The 14,676-nt window shown below is 65.5% G+C and carries 15 protein-coding genes and 1 tRNA gene; 10 read left to right on the top strand and 6 right to left on the bottom strand.

Annotation, left to right across the window (positions count from 1 at the left end):
• The first annotated feature begins 40 nt into the window (after positions 1–40).
• Both fabI and ABL843_RS14820 read left to right on the top strand, forming a co-directional pair.
• Positions 41–823 carry an enoyl-ACP reductase FabI gene (fabI, locus tag ABL843_RS14825; protein WP_126019517.1) on the top strand — a complete coding sequence of 261 codons (783 nt, stop codon included), beginning with the start codon at positions 41–43 and terminating at the stop codon, positions 821–823.
• A gap of 70 nt (positions 824–893) precedes the next feature.
• On the top strand, positions 894–1,736 hold the full coding sequence (locus tag ABL843_RS14820) for a DNA ligase (protein WP_418120332.1): 843 nt from the start codon (positions 894–896) through the stop codon (positions 1,734–1,736).
• Between the two features lie 50 nt (positions 1,737–1,786).
• On the opposite strand, the gene ABL843_RS14815 is transcribed toward ABL843_RS14820, so the two are convergent.
• Positions 1,787–4,093 (bottom strand): arginine/lysine/ornithine decarboxylase, encoded by a 2,307-nt coding sequence (locus ABL843_RS14815; protein WP_126019512.1) that lies wholly within the window; start codon positions 4,091–4,093, stop codon positions 1,787–1,789.
• 229 nt (positions 4,094–4,322) lie between these two features.
• Between ABL843_RS14815 and ABL843_RS14810 the strand changes: the two genes are divergently transcribed.
• From ABL843_RS14810 to ABL843_RS14790, 5 genes are all read left to right on the top strand, one after another.
• Positions 4,323–4,748 carry an NfeD family protein gene (locus ABL843_RS14810; protein WP_126019510.1) on the top strand — a complete coding sequence of 142 codons (426 nt, stop codon included), beginning with the start codon at positions 4,323–4,325 and terminating at the stop codon, positions 4,746–4,748.
• A 44-nt stretch (positions 4,749–4,792) separates the two neighbouring features.
• The gene (locus ABL843_RS14805; protein ID WP_418120331.1) at positions 4,793–5,737 is read left to right on the top strand and encodes an SPFH domain-containing protein; all 945 of its coding nucleotides are present in this window, start codon (positions 4,793–4,795) and stop codon (positions 5,735–5,737) included.
• Positions 5,738–5,762: 25 nt separating this feature from the next.
• A tRNA-Ser gene (locus tag ABL843_RS14800) sits at positions 5,763–5,853 on the top strand.
• Between the two features lie 180 nt (positions 5,854–6,033).
• Positions 6,034–6,390 carry a hypothetical protein gene (locus ABL843_RS14795; protein ID WP_126019505.1) on the top strand — a complete coding sequence of 119 codons (357 nt, stop codon included), beginning with the start codon at positions 6,034–6,036 and terminating at the stop codon, positions 6,388–6,390.
• Between the two features lie 90 nt (positions 6,391–6,480).
• Positions 6,481–6,870, top strand: a complete 390-nt coding sequence (locus ABL843_RS14790) for a response regulator (protein ID WP_418120330.1) — start codon at positions 6,481–6,483, stop codon at positions 6,868–6,870.
• A gap of 76 nt (positions 6,871–6,946) precedes the next feature.
• Here ABL843_RS14790 and ABL843_RS14785 read toward each other — a convergent pair.
• From ABL843_RS14785 to ABL843_RS14765, 5 genes are all read right to left on the bottom strand, one after another.
• Positions 6,947–8,172 (bottom strand): IS3 family transposase gene (locus tag ABL843_RS14785; protein ID WP_418117605.1). Its coding sequence is split into 2 segments (ribosomal slippage): positions 6,947–7,828 and positions 7,831–8,172, totalling 1,224 coding nucleotides; the frame shifts between segments, so codons are not numbered across the junction.
• A gap of 104 nt (positions 8,173–8,276) precedes the next feature.
• Positions 8,277–9,494 (bottom strand): branched-chain amino acid ABC transporter substrate-binding protein, encoded by a 1,218-nt coding sequence (locus tag ABL843_RS14780; RefSeq protein ID WP_126019500.1) that lies wholly within the window; start codon positions 9,492–9,494, stop codon positions 8,277–8,279.
• Positions 9,495–9,631: 137 nt separating this feature from the next.
• On the bottom strand, positions 9,632–10,027 hold the full coding sequence (locus ABL843_RS14775; RefSeq protein WP_126019498.1) for a hypothetical protein: 396 nt from the start codon (positions 10,025–10,027) through the stop codon (positions 9,632–9,634).
• Between the two features lies 1 nt (position 10,028).
• Positions 10,029–10,469 carry a DNA polymerase III subunit chi gene (locus ABL843_RS14770; RefSeq protein WP_418120329.1) on the bottom strand — a complete coding sequence of 147 codons (441 nt, stop codon included), beginning with the start codon at positions 10,467–10,469 and terminating at the stop codon, positions 10,029–10,031.
• Entirely contained in the window at positions 10,466–12,007 is a 1,542-nt protein-coding gene (locus ABL843_RS14765; RefSeq protein WP_418120328.1) for a leucyl aminopeptidase, read from the bottom strand. Before ABL843_RS14765 ends, ABL843_RS14770 begins: the two co-directional genes overlap by 4 nt.
• Positions 12,008–12,028: 21 nt before the next feature.
• On the opposite strand from ABL843_RS14765, the gene lptF reads away from it, so the two are divergent.
• From lptF to ABL843_RS14750, 3 genes are read left to right on the top strand one after another with little or no spacing between them, the layout of a single operon-like run.
• Positions 12,029–13,159 carry an LPS export ABC transporter permease LptF gene (gene lptF, locus ABL843_RS14760; RefSeq protein ID WP_126019492.1) on the top strand — a complete coding sequence of 377 codons (1,131 nt, stop codon included), beginning with the start codon at positions 12,029–12,031 and terminating at the stop codon, positions 13,157–13,159.
• Positions 13,156–14,268, top strand: coding sequence for an LPS export ABC transporter permease LptG (gene lptG / locus ABL843_RS14755; RefSeq protein WP_126019490.1), 1,113 nt, complete (start codon positions 13,156–13,158; stop codon positions 14,266–14,268). The genes lptF and lptG overlap by 4 nt, the downstream gene beginning before the upstream one ends.
• Positions 14,265–14,645: a sirohydrochlorin chelatase gene (locus tag ABL843_RS14750; RefSeq protein WP_418120327.1), complete on the top strand. Its 381-nt coding sequence runs from the start codon at positions 14,265–14,267 to the stop codon at positions 14,643–14,645. Before lptG ends, ABL843_RS14750 begins: the two co-directional genes overlap by 4 nt.
• Positions 14,646–14,676: the final 31 nt, after the last annotated feature.

Here is a 14,676-nt window from a genome sequence, read left to right as displayed (position 1 = left end):
CATGCGAGAATTCTGCCCAAGATTTTCACAAGGCAACCCCATGGGCTTTCTTTCGGGCAAGAAACTGCTGATCACCGGTGTACTGAGCAATCGCTCCATTGCTTATGGCATTGCCAAGGCCTGTCACGACCAGGGCGCGGAGCTCGCCTTCAGCTACGTCGGCGAGCGATTCAAGGACCGTATCACCGAATATGCCGCAGACTTCGGCTCGAAGCTGATTTTCGACTGCGACGTGAGCGACGACGCCCAGATCGACAAGCTCTTCGCCGACCTCGCCCAAACCTGGCCCAAGTTCGACGGCTTCGTGCACAGCATCGGCTTCGCGCCGCGCGAATCCATCGCGGGCGACTTCCTCGACGGGCTCTCGCGCGAGGGTTTCAAGGTCGCGCACGACATCAGCGCCTACAGTTTCCCGGCCATGGCCAAGGCGGCCCTGCCCTACCTCAACGACAAGTCGGCCCTGCTCACGCTGACCTACCTGGGTGCCGAGCGCGCGCTGCCCAACTACAACACCATGGGCCTGGCCAAGGCTTCGCTCGAAGCCTCGGTGCGCTACACGGCCGCCTCGCTGGGCCCGAAGGGCATGCGCGTCAACGGCATCAGCGCGGGCCCGATCAAGACGCTGGCGGCCAGCGGCATCAAGGGCTTCGGCAAGATGCTGGCGGCCGTGGCCGACGCATCGCCGATCCGGCGCAACGTGACCATCGAGGAAGTGGGCAACGTCGCCGCCTTCCTGCTGAGCGACCTGGCCAGCGGCGTGACTGCCGAGATCACCTACGTGGACGGCGGCTTCAGCAACGTGGTCGGAGGCATGGCCGAGTAGCCCGCCCAACGCCCACCAAGACGGGCCGCGCAAGCGGCCTTGCTTTTTTTGCTCTCTATTTCATAGCATCGTGTTGAACCGCCGCTCCCTGCTGCTCGCCGCTTTCGGCCTGGCCATCGCGCCGGCCGCGCTCGCGCGCGAGCCCGCGCCGCCGCTGATGCTGGCCGAGACCTACCGCCGGGACATGTCGCTGGCGGACTACTGGGTCAGCGAGAAGTACGACGGCGTGCGCGCTTTCTGGGACGGCAGGCAGCTCTGGACGCGCGGCGGCGAGCGCATCGTCGCCCCGGCATGGTTCACCACTCCACTGCCGAAGCAGCCGCTCGACGGCGAGCTCTGGGCCGGCCGGGGCCGGTTCGCGCACGCGGTGTCGACCGCACGCAACCAGACGCCCAACGACATCGCCTGGCACGAGATGCGCTACATGGTCTTCGACCTGCCTGCGCAGCCCGGCGACTTCACGACGCGGCTGGCTGCCTTGCGCAGGCTGCTGCCGATCACCGACGCACCGTGGGTCGTGCCCGTGCCACAGGAGCGCGCCACCACGCACGAAGCCCTGCAGGCGCTGCTCGACAAGACGGTGAAGATGGGCGGCGAAGGCCTGATGCTCCACCGCGGGGCTTCGCTCTACAAGGGCGAACGTGGCAACGACCTGCTCAAGGTCAAACCCTACGAGGACGCCGAAGCCCGAGTGATCGAGCACCTGCCCGGCAAGGGCAGGCACAGCACCCGGCTGGGCGCGCTGGTGGTCGAGACGCCCGACGGCAAACGCTTCAGGCTCGGCACCGGCCTGACCGATGCCGAGCGAGAGAATCCGCCCGCCATCGGCACCTGGGTGACCTACCGCTACAACGGCCTGACCGCCAAGGGCCTGCCCCGCTTCGCACGCTTCATGCGGGTGCGCGAAGGCTGATTGGCCGGCTGCTGGGCTGGCCAATCAGCCCTGATCAGCCCTCTCGCCCCTTACCTGGATTCCTTGACGCAGTCCGCGTAGTAGCGCTTCTTGCCCGTCTCGTCGACGCGCGCCACCAGGCCGTGGATGTCGGTCTCGAAGCCCGGGCACTGCGTGTTGAACTCGCGCGAGAACTTGAGGTAGTCGACGATCTTCTTGTTGAACACCTCGCCCGGGATCAGCAGCGGAATGCCCGGCGGGTACGGCGTGATCAGGCTGGTGGTGATGCGGCCCTCGAGGTCGTCGATTTCCACGCGCTCGGTCTTGCGGTGCGCGATGTGGGCGAAGGCGTCGCTGGGCTTCATGGCCGGCGTCAGGTCGCTCAGGTACATCTCGGTCGTGAGGCGGGCCACGTCATAGCGCGCGTACAGCTGGTGGATGTGCTGGCACAGGTCGCGCAGGCCCAGGCGTTCGTAACCGGGGTGCTGCTGGCAGAACTCCGGCATGATGCGCCACATCGGCTGGTTGCGCGCGTAGTCGTCCTTGAACTGCTGCAGCGCAGTCAGCAGCGTGTTCCAGCGGCCCTTGGTGATGCCGATGGTGAACATGATGAAGAAGCTGTAGAGGCCGGTCTTCTCGACGATCACGCCGTGCTCGGCGAGGAACTTGGTCACGACGCTGGCCGGGATGCCGGTCTCGGCGAAGTTGCCTTCGAGGTCCAGGCCCGGCGTGACGATGGTCGACTTGATCGGGTCGAGCATGTTGAAGCCGTCGGCCAGCTCGCCGAAGCCGTGCCAGTTGCGCGACGAGTTCTTGCCCTTGCCGGTCTTCTGCTGGCCGTTCTTCTCGCCGTGCATGATCCAGTCTTCGGCGCGGCCGATGCCCTCTTCGACCAGCTTCTCGGGGCCCCAGACCTTGAACCACCACTCGTCCTTGCCGAACTCCTCCTCGACCTTGCGCATGGCGCGGCGGAAGTCCAGCGCCTCGAGGATGCTCTCTTCCACCAGCGCGGTGCCGCCGGGTGGCTCCATCATGGCGGCGGCCACGTCGCAGCTCGCGATGATCGCGTACTGCGGGCTGGTCGAGGAGTGCATCAGGTAGGCCTCGTTGAAGAGGTCGCGGTCGAGCTGGCGGTTCTGCGAGTCCTGCACCAGCACGTGGCTGGCCTGGCTGATGCCGGCCAGCAGCTTGTGGGTGGACTGCGTGGCGAACACCAGCGATTCCTTCGGGCGCACCCGGCGCTTGCCCATCGCGTGGTAGGCGCCGTAGAACGGGTGGAATGCCGCGTGCGGCAGCCATGCCTCGTCGAAGTGCAGCGTGTCGACGTAGCCGTCGAGCATGTTCTTGATGGTCTCGGTGTTGTAGATCACGCCGTCGTAGGTCGACTGCGTGAGCGTCATCACGCGCGGCTTGACCTTGTCGGCGTCCACGTCGGCCAGGAGCGGGTTGGCCTTGATCTTGGCCTTGATGGCGCTCTGCTCGAACTCGCTCTTGGGAATGGGGCCGATGATGCCGAAATGGTTGCGCGTGGGCTTCATGAACACCGGAATCGCGCCGGTCATGATGATCGCGTGCAGGATCGACTTGTGGCAGTTGCGGTCGACCACCACCACATCGCCCGGCGCCACCGTGTGGTGCCACACCATCTTGTTGCTGGTGCTGGTGCCGTTGGTCACGAAGAAGCAGTGGTCGGCGTTGAAGATGCGCGCCGCGTTGCGCTCGCTGGCCGCCACAGGGCCCGTGTGGTCGAGCAGCTGGCCCAGCTCTTCCACGGCGTTGCAGACGTCGGCGCGCAGCATGTTCTCGCCGAAGAACTGGTGGAACATCTGGCCCACGGGGCTTTTCAAGAAGGCCACGCCGCCCGAGTGGCCCGGGCAGTGCCACGAGTAGGAGCCGTCTTCCGCGTAGTCGATCAGCGCCTTGAAGAACGGCGGCTGCACGCTCTCGAGGTAGCTCTTGGCCTCGCGGATGATGTGGCGCGCCACGAATTCGGGGGTGTCCTCGAACATGTGGATGAAGCCGTGCAGCTCGCGCAGGATGTCGTTGGGCAGGTGCCGCGAGGTCTTGGTCTCGCCGTAGATGTAGATCGGCACGTCGGCGTTCTTGCGCCGCACTTCGCCGATGAAGGTGCGCAGGTTCAGCACGGCCGGGTCGAGGTCGGGGCCGATGGTGAACTCCTCGTCGTCGATCGACAGGATGAAGGCGCTGGCGCGGCTTTGCTGCTGGGCGAACTGGCTCAGGTCGCCGTAGCTGGTGACGCCCAGCACCTCGAAACCTTCCGTCTCGATGGCCTGCGCAAGCGCGCGGATGCCGAGGCCCGAAGTGTTTTCGGAGCGGAAGTCCTCGTCGATGATGACGATGGGAAAGCGGAATTTCATGAGCGGGGCTCCGGACGGTCAGGCTGGAAAGGACACACAGGGCAATGTAGCGAGGCGCGAAGTGTACGGAATTCGGATGACGGATCCGGTCAGCTTCGCGCAAGACATCCGGTGCCGTCGGACAAGACCGGTTTTTCCCTTTCCTGCCCAGTATCCCTACGTAGGACAAGCGCTTGGATCGGATGCCTCAGAATGGCGCGCATCGAACAAGCAAAAACGAGGAGTCGACATGGCAAATTCCACTGTCTGGTGGCTGATCGCGGGGGCGGCCATCGTGCTCGAACTGCTCTCGGGCACCGTCTATCTCCTGCTGCTGGCGGCGGGCTTCGCGGCTGCGGCGATCTCCGCGCACCTGGGCTTCGGCACCGTCACTCAGCTGATCGTGGCGGCCGTCATCGGCGTGGGGGCTGTGCTGGTCTGGTACACGATCCAGCGCAGGCGTCCCCCTGCCCCTCCCACCGAAGCCAACCGCGACGTGAACCTCGACATCGGCGAGAGCGTGCAGGTCGACGCCTGGAACGCCGACGGCACGGCGACCGTGCGCTACCGGGGCGCTCAGTGGACAGTGGTCCAGCGGGCCGGCCGCACGCCCTCCACCGGCGAGCATCGCGTGGTCGAGGTGGTCGGCAGCCGGCTGGTGGTCGACAAGGTTTAGTCAGTCAGTCTGTCGTAGGTAGAACTCAGAAAAGGAAGCGCACCATGGAATTTTCGGTACCCCTCATCATCCTGGTCATCGCGATCATCTTCATCAGCCAGTCGGTCAAGTTCGTGCCGCAGCAGAACGCCTGGATCCGCGAGCGGCTGGGCAAGTACCACGGCACGATGACGCCCGGCCCCAACTTCCTGATCCCGTTCATCGACCGGGTGGCCTACAAGCACAGCCTGAAGGAAATCCCGCTCGACGTGCCCAGCCAGATCTGCATCACGCGCGACAACACGCAGCTGCAGGTCGACGGGATCCTGTACTTCCAGGTGACCGACCCGATGCGTGCCAGCTATGGCTCGTCGAACTACATCGTGGCCGTGACGCAGCTCGCCCAGACCTCGCTGCGCAGCGTGATCGGCAAGCTGGAACTCGACAAGACCTTCGAGGAACGCGATGTCATCAACGCCCAGGTGGTGGCGGCGATCGACGAGGCGGCGCTGAACTGGGGTGTGAAGGTGCTGCGCTACGAGATCAAGGACCTGACGCCGCCGAAGGAAATCCTGCAGGCGATGCAGCGCCAGATCACCGCCGAGCGCGAGAAGCGCGCGCTGATCGCGGCTTCGGAAGGCCGCCGCCAGGAGCAGATCAACATCGCCACCGGCGAGCGCGAGGCCTTCATCGCCCGTTCCGAGGGCGAGAAGCAGGCGCAGATCAACAACGCCCAGGGTGAGGCAGCGGCCATCACGGCGGTGGCAACGGCGACGGCGGATGCCATCGAGCGGGTGGCGGCCGCCATCCGCCAGCCGGGCGGCGAACAGGCCGTGCAGCTCAAGGTGGCCGAGCGCGCCGTCGACGCCTACGGCAAGGTCGCGGCCGACTCCAAGACCACGCTGATCGTGCCGAGCAACATGACCGAGACCGCCTCGCTCATCGCTTCGGCGATGCGGATGGTGCAGGCCGGCAAGTCTTCGGCGCAAGGTCAGCCGAATCAGGGCTGATCTGACTGCTACAATCGTGGGCTTCGGAGCGGTGGATGAGCGGTTTAAGTCGCACGCCTGGAAAGCGTGTGAGGGTTAATAGCCCTCCGCGGGTTCGAATCCCGCCTGCTCCGCCAGAGAAACAAGAAGCCCAGGTTGCCCAAAGCACCTGGGCTTTTTTTGTTTTTGCCATCCGGGTCGCGCCCTCGGCTTGAAAGGCAATGCGTTGCTTTGCAACAACCAGCCATGGCCTCCCGAGCCCCTCGTCTGGCAGTACGATCCAAAGGTTCTACTTCCAAGCCCCCTAAGGAACTCCGATGGCCGGAAAACCCAAAAACCCGCCGCGCGGCACCACAACGCTGGACCACACCCTCGAGAAGAGCGAGCAGGTGGCCGCCGAAGTGCAGCGGGCATCGGACAACCTCGCCGTGGTGAACACGGTGCTCGAGCAGGAGCTGCCCGAGGAAGTGCAGGTCGGCGAGGTGGCGCAGGCCATCGAGCACACCAGCCAGCTGGAGGAAAAGCTGGCCCAGTCTGCCGAGAAGCTCGCCGAGGTGAATGCGGCCCTGAGCGAGGAAATCGAGAAACGGCTCGAGGTGACGGCCGAGCGCGACGAAAGCCAGGCGCTGGCCGAGAAGCTCAAGGCGAAGATCCGCGCCGAGGGTTCGGACTGACGGGGCGGCGCACCGCGTCCATATCCTTTCTCCTACGCGTGGGCAGCGTCAGGCACGCTACGCTATTCGTTCTCAAAGCGAAACCACGGCATGGCCCTCATCACGTTCCTCGTCGAGGACAACAAGACCATCAGGGACAACCTGGTCCCGGCACTCGAGGATTTGGTCAATGGCCGTGTGGTCGGCTTCGCCGAGACCGAGAGCGACGCCCTCGCCTGGCTCGCTGCGCATCCCGACGACTGGCAACTGCTCATCGTCGACCTGTTCCTGAAGGAAGGCTCCGGCCTCGGCGTGCTCGGCGGCTGCAAGGAGCGCAACCCCAGCCAGCGGGTCGTGGTTCTCAGCAACTACGTGACGGCCGACATTCGGGCCCGCTGCACCGCCTTGGGCGCCGACGCGGTGTTCGACAAGTCGCGGGACCTCGACGCCTTCATCGAATACTGCAACGCCAACCGTCCGTCTGGCCTGGCGCCGCTCTGACGCCACTCTGATCCACAGCTCCCGCAAACGGAGCGGTGACCCGTCCTGAAATGCGTTGACACCCAAACAGCCGGCCTCAGCCGACCATGGACGCCCGGTGCACGGCATCGGGCGTTTGCATTTTGAGCGACAGATGGGGTCGCTCGTGGTTGTAGATCTGCACGGACTCAGCCACCAGTCGTCTGGCCTGAGCCAGGTCAACTGGCCGGCTCAGCAGGAATTCGGTCTTGAGGATGCCGTTGATGCGCTCGGCCAACGCGTTCTGGTAGCAGTCGTAGCCGTCGGTCATCGAACACTTCAGGCCATGGCGGCGATGCAGCGCCTGATAGTAGTTCGAGCAGTATTGGATGCCGCGATCGGAGTGATGTACGAGTTGCTCGCGCGTCTGTCGCCCGCGCAGCGCCATCTTCAGGGCCCGCGCCACCTCCTCGGTCTGCAGGCTGGCATGGACGTGCCAGCCCACGATCTTGCGCGAATGCGCATCGGTGACCAGACTGAGGTAGACCACTTTGTCGGCCGTAGGCAGGTACGTGATGTCGGCCACCCACAATTGCTCGCTGCGCGTGACGCGAATCTGCGCAGGCCCCGCCTTGACCAGGTTCGGGTGGCGGCGAAAGCGATGATGGCTGTCCGTCGTCTTGTGGTACGCCCGGCGGTTTGCCACAAGCAGCCGCGCGTTGCGCAGCACATCGAACATCGCATCACGTCCCAGCTCGATGCCTTGGCGCTGCAGCGGCTCGCGCAGCAGGTAGTGCAGCTTGCGCGTACCCAGCCTGGGCTGGCGCATCCGCTGCTCTTTGACCAACTGCACCACCGTTTCGGCGCGTTCGTGGCGCCGGGCGGCCCTGTGCCGGCCTTGGTAGTACGCCTGACGACTCATGCCCATGTGGCGGCAAGCCCGGGTCACGCTCAGCCCTTGGACGAGGCCTTGCGCAAGGACTTGCCCGAAGGCTTTTTTACAACACGCACGCCGTGATCCTTCTTCAGGACCTCCAGCACCGCTTCGAACAACCGGGCCTTTTCCTGTGCTCTGGCCAGTTGCGTCTCCAATTCTTTGATCCGCTGTTCCGGCGTCGGTGCAATGGCTGTCTTGTCGATCGGCATAGCCGCCGATGATGCCGCACGCCCCCACCCCTGGCGACCGTGTTTGCGCAGCCAGTTCAATACGGTCGAGTTGCCCTGAATCCCATAGCGGCTCTGCGCCTGGCTCCAGGTCATCTCCCCTTTTTCCACTTGCTCGACCACAGCCAACTTGAAGGCCATCGTGTAGTCGCGCTGCGTTCTCTTCGCGCCTGTGTCCATTGCGTTTTCTCCTTTCGTCGATGAAAGGTGTCAACGCTGGGCAGGACGGGTCACGGGAATGAAAAAGGGCCCGAAGGCCCTTTTCTCTTTTCGGCTGGAGCGAATCAGCGCACCACGGCGATCTGGGTACGCGCACCACCCTTGTAGGTGTACAGCGTCAGGGCGCCGTTCTTGATGTCGCCCTTCTCGTCGAAGGCGATCGGGCCGGTCACGCCCTTGTACTGGACCTTGCCGACCTCGGGCAGGTACTTGGCGGGGTCGGACGAACCGGCCTTCACCATGGCTTCTGCCAGCACGTTGACCGCGTCGTACACGTACGGTGCATAGATCTGCACGTCCACGCCGTTCTTGGTCTTGAACTTGGCCTTGAAGTCTTCCAGGGGCTGCTTGAAGTCGCCGTCGACGCCGCCGGCTTCAGCGCACACCACCATGTCTTCGCCGATGGCATCGCCAGCCAGCTTCGGCAGTTCGCCGGTGCACAGGCCGTCGCCGCCCATGAACTTGACGTTCAGGCCGAGTTGCTTGACCTGCTTGAGCATCGGGCCGCCCACGGCGTCCATGCCGCCGAAGAACAGGACGTCGGGCTTGGCAGCCTTCAGCTTGGTCAGGATGGCGTTGAAGTCGGTCGACTTGTCGGTGGTGAACTCGTGGCCCACGATGGTGGCGCCAGCTGCCTTGGCCGACTTCTCGAATTCTTCTGCGACGCCCTGGCCGTAGGCGGTGCGGTCGTCGATCACGGCGATGTTCTTGCCCTTGAGCGTTTCGACGGCGTACTTGCCCAGCGTGCCGCCGAGCTGCGTGTCGTCAGCCACGACGCGGAAGGTGGTCTTGAAGCCCTGGCGGGTGTACTTCGGGTTGGTTGCCGAAGGCGAGATCTGCGGAATGCCAGCGTCGCTGTACAGCTTGGAGGCGGGGATAGTGGTGCCGGAGTTCAGGTGACCGACAACGCCATTGACCTTTTCGTCCACGAGCTTCTGGGCGACGGCCGTGCCCTGCTTCGGGTCGCCAGCATCGTCTTCGGGAACCAGTTCGAACTTGGCGACCTTGTCGCCGATCTTGATGCCCTTTGCATTCAGGTCTTCGATGGCCATCTTGGCGCCGAACTCGTTGTCCTTGCCGAGGTGGGCGATGGGACCGCTGGTAGGTGCCACGTGACCGATCTTGACGACCAGGGTGTCTCCGGCAGGTGCGGGTGCAGGCGCAGCAGCCGGGGCCGCGGCCGTTGGCGCGGGCGCTGCCGCAGGGGCAGCGGCTTCTTCCTTCTTGCCGCAAGCCACAAGCGTGATTGCAGCCAGTGCGACCGCAGTCCATTTCAATTGCATGGGAACCTCCAGAACTTGGATGAAAAGAATAAAAACACCGGTCGTGTGATCCGGGCGCGCAGACCTCGCAAGTTTCGCGCCGCAGACCAGCGGCACCCTCACGCCCTTCCGACCTGCGGCGCAGTTTAGCCCAGTATTCAGGCCCCGGAAGCTGGCGTAGACCCGGTGTTTTCGCTGAGTTCCGCGGCCATTGCCTCGATCACGAGCGCACGCAGAACAGCCTCGATTTCATTGCGCAGACGCGGCACCATCGCATCGAGTTGATGCTGAACGGCAGCTGACACGGTGTCGCTCAAACGCTCCTCCAGGGACAGGTCGACGCGCTGCAGGACGCGGTGCAGCAACTGCTCTTCGAGGCTGACGATTTCTGCCTGCGATAGCTGTGCCGCAGGCGGCAATGCCATCGAGTTCGCGGGGTCGGGCTGGGGCACCGGCTCGGGCTGCGGCTCGGGACTCGCAGGCTCCGCGGGAATGTCGAGCACCGTCGTCAGTGTGGGAACGAACCGGGGCGGCGTGCGCAGCGTGCTGGCCATGTCAGGAACTCTTTGCGAAGTCGTGCGGCTGGATGGTGTAGCCACGATCGGCATAGTGGCGCCAGCGCGACCGGCCGACCTGCCGGTCGTTGGCCTCGTCGCTCACGATGTCGATCATGCGTTCGTAGCGCTCGAAGCCCGCGGGCACTTCGAGGCCCAGGTTCACCAGCATCTCGCGGTGCGGCAGCGAGGCCGCGTCGGCGCCTTGCGACGACAGCACCACGGCCGAGCGCGCGACCACATGGGCCGGCGCATCGTCGCGGCAGTGCGCGACGAAGTCCACCGGCGACAGCTGCCAGAGCGCCGCATCGACCACATCGAGCGAGCGCGCATCGCCCACCACCACCACGCGCAGGCTGCGCGTGTTCACGGCCTTGCGAACCAGCCGGCAGGCGTAGTTCAGCTTGTCGCGCGCGTTGTAGTGAAAGCCGATCTCGGTCACTTCTCGGTCCGGGTCTTTCCAGCGGGAGCCGCGGCGGCCTTGCCGGCCTTCTTGCCGGACTTCGCCTTGGCACCGTCGGCCTTGCCCGCTGCGTCGGCGCTGCCCGCGCGGCCCATGAGGTAGGACACCAGCAGCCCCACCGGCCGGCCGGTCGAGCCCTTGGCTGCCCCGCTCTTCCAGGCCGTGCCGGCGATGTCCAGGTGCGCCCATGCGAAGTCGCTCGTGAAGCGCTGCAGGAACTTGGCGGCGGTGATGGCGCCGCCCGCGCGGCCGGCGATGTTGGCCACGTCGGCGAAGTTGCTCTTCAGGCCCTCGGCGTAGTCGTCGTCCAGCGGCATGCGCCAGCAGCGGTCCTGCGAAGCTTCGCCGGCGGCTTCGAGCGCGGCTGCCAGCGTGTCGTCGCTGGCGAACAGGCCGCTGCGCACGCCGCCCAGGGCGATCACGCAGGCGCCCGTCAGCGTGGCAATGTCGATCACGGCGGCGGGCTCGAAGCGCTTGGCGTAGGTCAGCGCGTCGCACAGGATGAGCCGGCCCTCGGCGTCGGTGTTGAGCACTTCGATGGTCTGGCCGCTCATGCTGGTCACCACGTCGCCCGGCTTCACGGCACGGCCGTCGTTCATGTTCTCGCACGAGGGAATGAGGCCGACCACGTTGATGGCGGGCTGGATGTCGCCCAGCGCGCGGAAGGTGCCGAGCACACTGGCCGCGCCGCACATGTCGAACTTCATCTCGTCCATTTCGGCCGCCGGCTTGAGCGAGACGCCCCCGGTGTCGAAGGTGATTCCCTTGCCGACCAGCACCACGGGTGCCTGGCTCCTGGGCGCGCCGTGGTAGCGCAGCACGATGAAGCGCAGCGGCTGCGCCGAGCCCTGCGCCACGGCGGCGAAGGAGCCCATGCCGAGCCTCTCGACTTCCTTCGGCCCCAGCACCTCGCACTTGATGTTCGGCAGCTTCGCCAACTCCTTTGCTGCCTCGCCCAGCAGCGTGGGCGTGGCGTGGTTGGCGGGGCGGTTGCCCCATTCCTTGGCCAGTTCGATGCCCCGGACGGTGGCGCGGGCTTCGTCGAAGGCGGCGGAGACCGCCCCGGCGTCGGCCACGCCGATGGTCAGCTGGCGGATGCTGCGGGGTTCGGCCTTCGACTTGGTGGTGGTGTAGACATAGCTGGCGTCGGCCGCCGCGGTGACGGCTGCGGCCACCGCCGCGCCATCGGCGGGCTGCGCGAAGGCCAGGGTCACGCGCTTGGGAGCCTGCGCCTTGGCGGCACTGATTGCCGCCGCGACCCCGCTGCGCACCGAGGCGGGCTTGCCGTCACCGATGGCGGCGAGCACCACGCGGCCCGCGACCACGTCTTCAGGACGGTAGAGGCCGAGCAGCTTGCCGGCCTTGTCGGGCAGGTCGCCGGCCTTGCGGGCGCTGGCGGCGAGCACGGAAAGCGGGTCTTTGGAAGTGATGGGAGCGCTGCCGACGAGCACGATCAGGACATCGGATTTCTCGGCTGCGGCCTGGGCGACGGTGAGGGTCTTGAGTTGAAAGTCCATAATCCTTTTTTTCCTCGAACGATGTTATTCCATTCTTCCCTACGCAAGGAGCTGTCCCGCAGCTTCGGAGCGACCCTCGTGGTACTGGTCACCATCGTGATGACCATGATGCTCATCCGCACCCTCGGGCTCGCGTCCAAGGGCAGTGTGAATCCGCAGGAGGTGTTCCTGGTGATGGCCTACACGGTGCTCGGCTACATGCCGACCATCCTGAGCCTGAGCCTGTTCATCGCCATCGTCGGCACCCTGTCGCGCATGTACCGCGACAGCGAAATGGTCATCTGGCTCTCCAGCGGACAGGGCATGGCCGACTTCGTCAAGCCGCTGTTCCGCTTCGCCTGGCCGGTGCTGATCCTGATCGCCGTGATGGCGCTGGTGGGCTGGCCCTGGGCCAATTCGCAGACCATCGGCATGCGCAAGCAGTACGAGCAGCGCAGCGACATCGAGCGCGTGGCGCCGGGTGAATTCCGCGAATCCGCCGGCCGGGTGCGCGTGTTCTTCATCGACAAGGAGACGCCCGACAACTCCAGGGCCACCAACGTCTTCATCTGGTCGATCGAGCGCAACATGCAGATCACGACCTCGGCGCGCAGCGGCAGCATCGAGAACATCGGCGATTCGCGCTACCTGCTGCTCAACAACGGGCAGCGGCTCGAGCAGCCGATGACCGCCACCGGCCTGAAGATCAGCGAATTCAAGACCTATGGCACGCGCGCCGGCGGAAGCTCCGGCCTCACGGGAGACGCGACACCTCCGCGCGCGCGCACCACGCTGTCGCTGCTGACCGACGCGAGCGATGCGAGCCGCGGCGAGCTGGCCTGGCGCATCGGCATGCTGCTGGCGGCCGTCAACTTCGTGTTGCTGGCGCTGAACGTCTCCAGCGGCAATCCGCGCGTGGGCCGCAGTGGCAACCTCCTGCTCGCGCTCTTCGCCTTCGTCGTCTACTACAACATGCTCAACCTGGGCCAGAGCTGGATCAGCTCGGGCAAGTTCGGCATGGGTGGCTTCATGCTGCTGCTGCACGGCGGCGTGCTGCTGATCAACCTGGCATGGCTCGGCGCCCGCCAGAACAACTGGGGACGCCGGATCAGGAGGAGCCCGTCCGCCACCCCGGCCATGCCGCCTTCCGCTCCCAGGATCGAACCCACGTGAAAACGATAAGACGCCTGATCTACGTCGAGGTGCTGAAGGCCGTCGCGTTCGTGACGCTCGGCTTCCTGAGCCTCTTCTTCTTCTTCGACTTCGTCGACGAACTCCAGTCCATCGGCAAGCCGGACAGCCTGAACTACGGGCCCGCGCAGGCGCTCGTCTACGTGGCCCTGCTGGTCCCGAGCCATCTCTACGAGTTGCTGCCGATCACGGTGCTGATCGGCTCGATCTTCGTGATGGCGCGGCTGGCGCAGAGCTCCGAATACACCATCCTGCGCACCAGCGGACTGGGTCCCTGGCGCGCGCTGCGCACGCTTCTGCTCATGGGCATCGGCTTCGTGGTGCTGACTTTCGCCATCGGCGACTACGTCGCGCCGCTGTCCGAGCGCACCGGCCAGCTGCTGAAGGCCAAGTACCAGGGCACCTACTCGCTGGCCGGCAACACCGGCGCCTGGCTCAAGGAGAAGCGCGACAACGTCTCCTACGCGGTGAACGTGCTGGCCATCGACCGCAAGGGCGCGCTGAAGAGCCCGCGCATCTTCGAGTTCGACGAGAACGGCTACATCAAGACACAGATCACCGCGGCCTCGGCCGCCATCGGCAACGACGGCCACTGGATGCTCACCGGCGTGGAAGAGCAGAAATACGACACGCGCAGCTCGGCCGAGCAGGCGCACATCGTCACCACCAAGATCCCGCAGCTGAACTGGCCGACCTCGCTGACCGGCGAGATGGTGTCGGTGGCGCTGCTGCGGCCCGACCGGATGAGCACGATCGACCTGTTCGACTACATCCGCCATCTCGACGCCAACGGCCAGACCGCGCAGCGCTACGAGATCGAGTTCTGGCGCAAGGTGTTCTACCCGCTGTCGTGCCTGGTGATGGTGGTGCTCGCCCTGCCCTTCGCCTACCTGCACTTCCGCCAGTCGGGCATCACGACCTACGTGTTCGGCGGCGTGATGATCGGCATCAGCTTCTTCCTGCTGAACAACGTGTTCGGCTACCTGGGCAACCTCAGCAACTGGTCGCCATGGCTCACTGCGGCGGCGCCGGGGCTGATCTACTCGGTGATGTCGCTCACGGCCTTCAGCTGGCTGGTGCTGCGACGATGACCGCAGCCCAGGGCATCCGGCGGGGCATCGTCCTGCTGGCGCATGGCTCGCGCGACGAGCGCTGGCGCCAGCCCATCGAGGCCGTCGCCCAGCGGGTGCGCGCCGACGGTCCCGACGCCCTCGTGGCCTGCGCCTACATGGAGCTGGCCACGCCCGACCTGCCCACCGCAGTCGAGACGCTGATCGGCGGCGGCGCCACCGCCATCCGGGTGGTTCCGCTCTTCCTCGGCATGGGCAAGCACGCGCGCGAAGACCTGCCGCTGCAGGTCGAGGCGCTGCGCCAACGCTGGCCCGCCATCGGCTTCTCGCTCGCTCGCATCGTTGGCGAAGAGCCAGAACTGGTCGATCTCCTGGCCCGGATTGCGGTCAAATCATGAACATTCGGCAATTTCGATAGATTCCGAAGGC

The sequence above is a fragment of the Variovorax sp. 350MFTsu5.1 genome (assembly GCF_048302515.1).
Lineage (GTDB): Bacteria > Pseudomonadota > Gammaproteobacteria > Burkholderiales > Burkholderiaceae_C > Variovorax > Variovorax guangxiensis.
Note: the sequence above shows the minus strand (reverse complement) of the source record. Positions and strands in the feature narration are given on the sequence as shown.

What these genes read in the sequence shown, in the direction of transcription:
- ABL843_RS14775 (WP_126019498.1), bottom strand. Translation starts at nt 10,027, where the DNA reads ATGGCCAGCACGCTGCGCACGCCGCCCCGGTTCGTTCCCACACTGACG.
- ABL843_RS14750 (WP_418120327.1), top strand. Translation starts at nt 14,265, where the DNA reads ATGACCGCAGCCCAGGGCATCCGGCGGGGCATCGTCCTGCTGGCGCAT.
- fabI (WP_126019517.1), top strand. Translation starts at nt 41, where the DNA reads ATGGGCTTTCTTTCGGGCAAGAAACTGCTGATCACCGGTGTACTGAGC.
- ABL843_RS14780 (WP_126019500.1), bottom strand. Translation starts at nt 9,494, where the DNA reads ATGCAATTGAAATGGACTGCGGTCGCACTGGCTGCAATCACGCTTGTG.
- ABL843_RS14805 (WP_418120331.1), top strand. Translation starts at nt 4,793, where the DNA reads ATGGAATTTTCGGTACCCCTCATCATCCTGGTCATCGCGATCATCTTC.
- lptF (WP_126019492.1), top strand. Translation starts at nt 12,029, where the DNA reads ATGTTATTCCATTCTTCCCTACGCAAGGAGCTGTCCCGCAGCTTCGGA.
- ABL843_RS14765 (WP_418120328.1), bottom strand. Translation starts at nt 12,007, where the DNA reads ATGGACTTTCAACTCAAGACCCTCACCGTCGCCCAGGCCGCAGCCGAG.
- ABL843_RS14810 (WP_126019510.1), top strand. Translation starts at nt 4,323, where the DNA reads ATGGCAAATTCCACTGTCTGGTGGCTGATCGCGGGGGCGGCCATCGTG.
- ABL843_RS14815 (WP_126019512.1), bottom strand. Translation starts at nt 4,093, where the DNA reads ATGAAATTCCGCTTTCCCATCGTCATCATCGACGAGGACTTCCGCTCC.
- ABL843_RS14795 (WP_126019505.1), top strand. Translation starts at nt 6,034, where the DNA reads ATGGCCGGAAAACCCAAAAACCCGCCGCGCGGCACCACAACGCTGGAC.
- ABL843_RS14790 (WP_418120330.1), top strand. Translation starts at nt 6,481, where the DNA reads ATGGCCCTCATCACGTTCCTCGTCGAGGACAACAAGACCATCAGGGAC.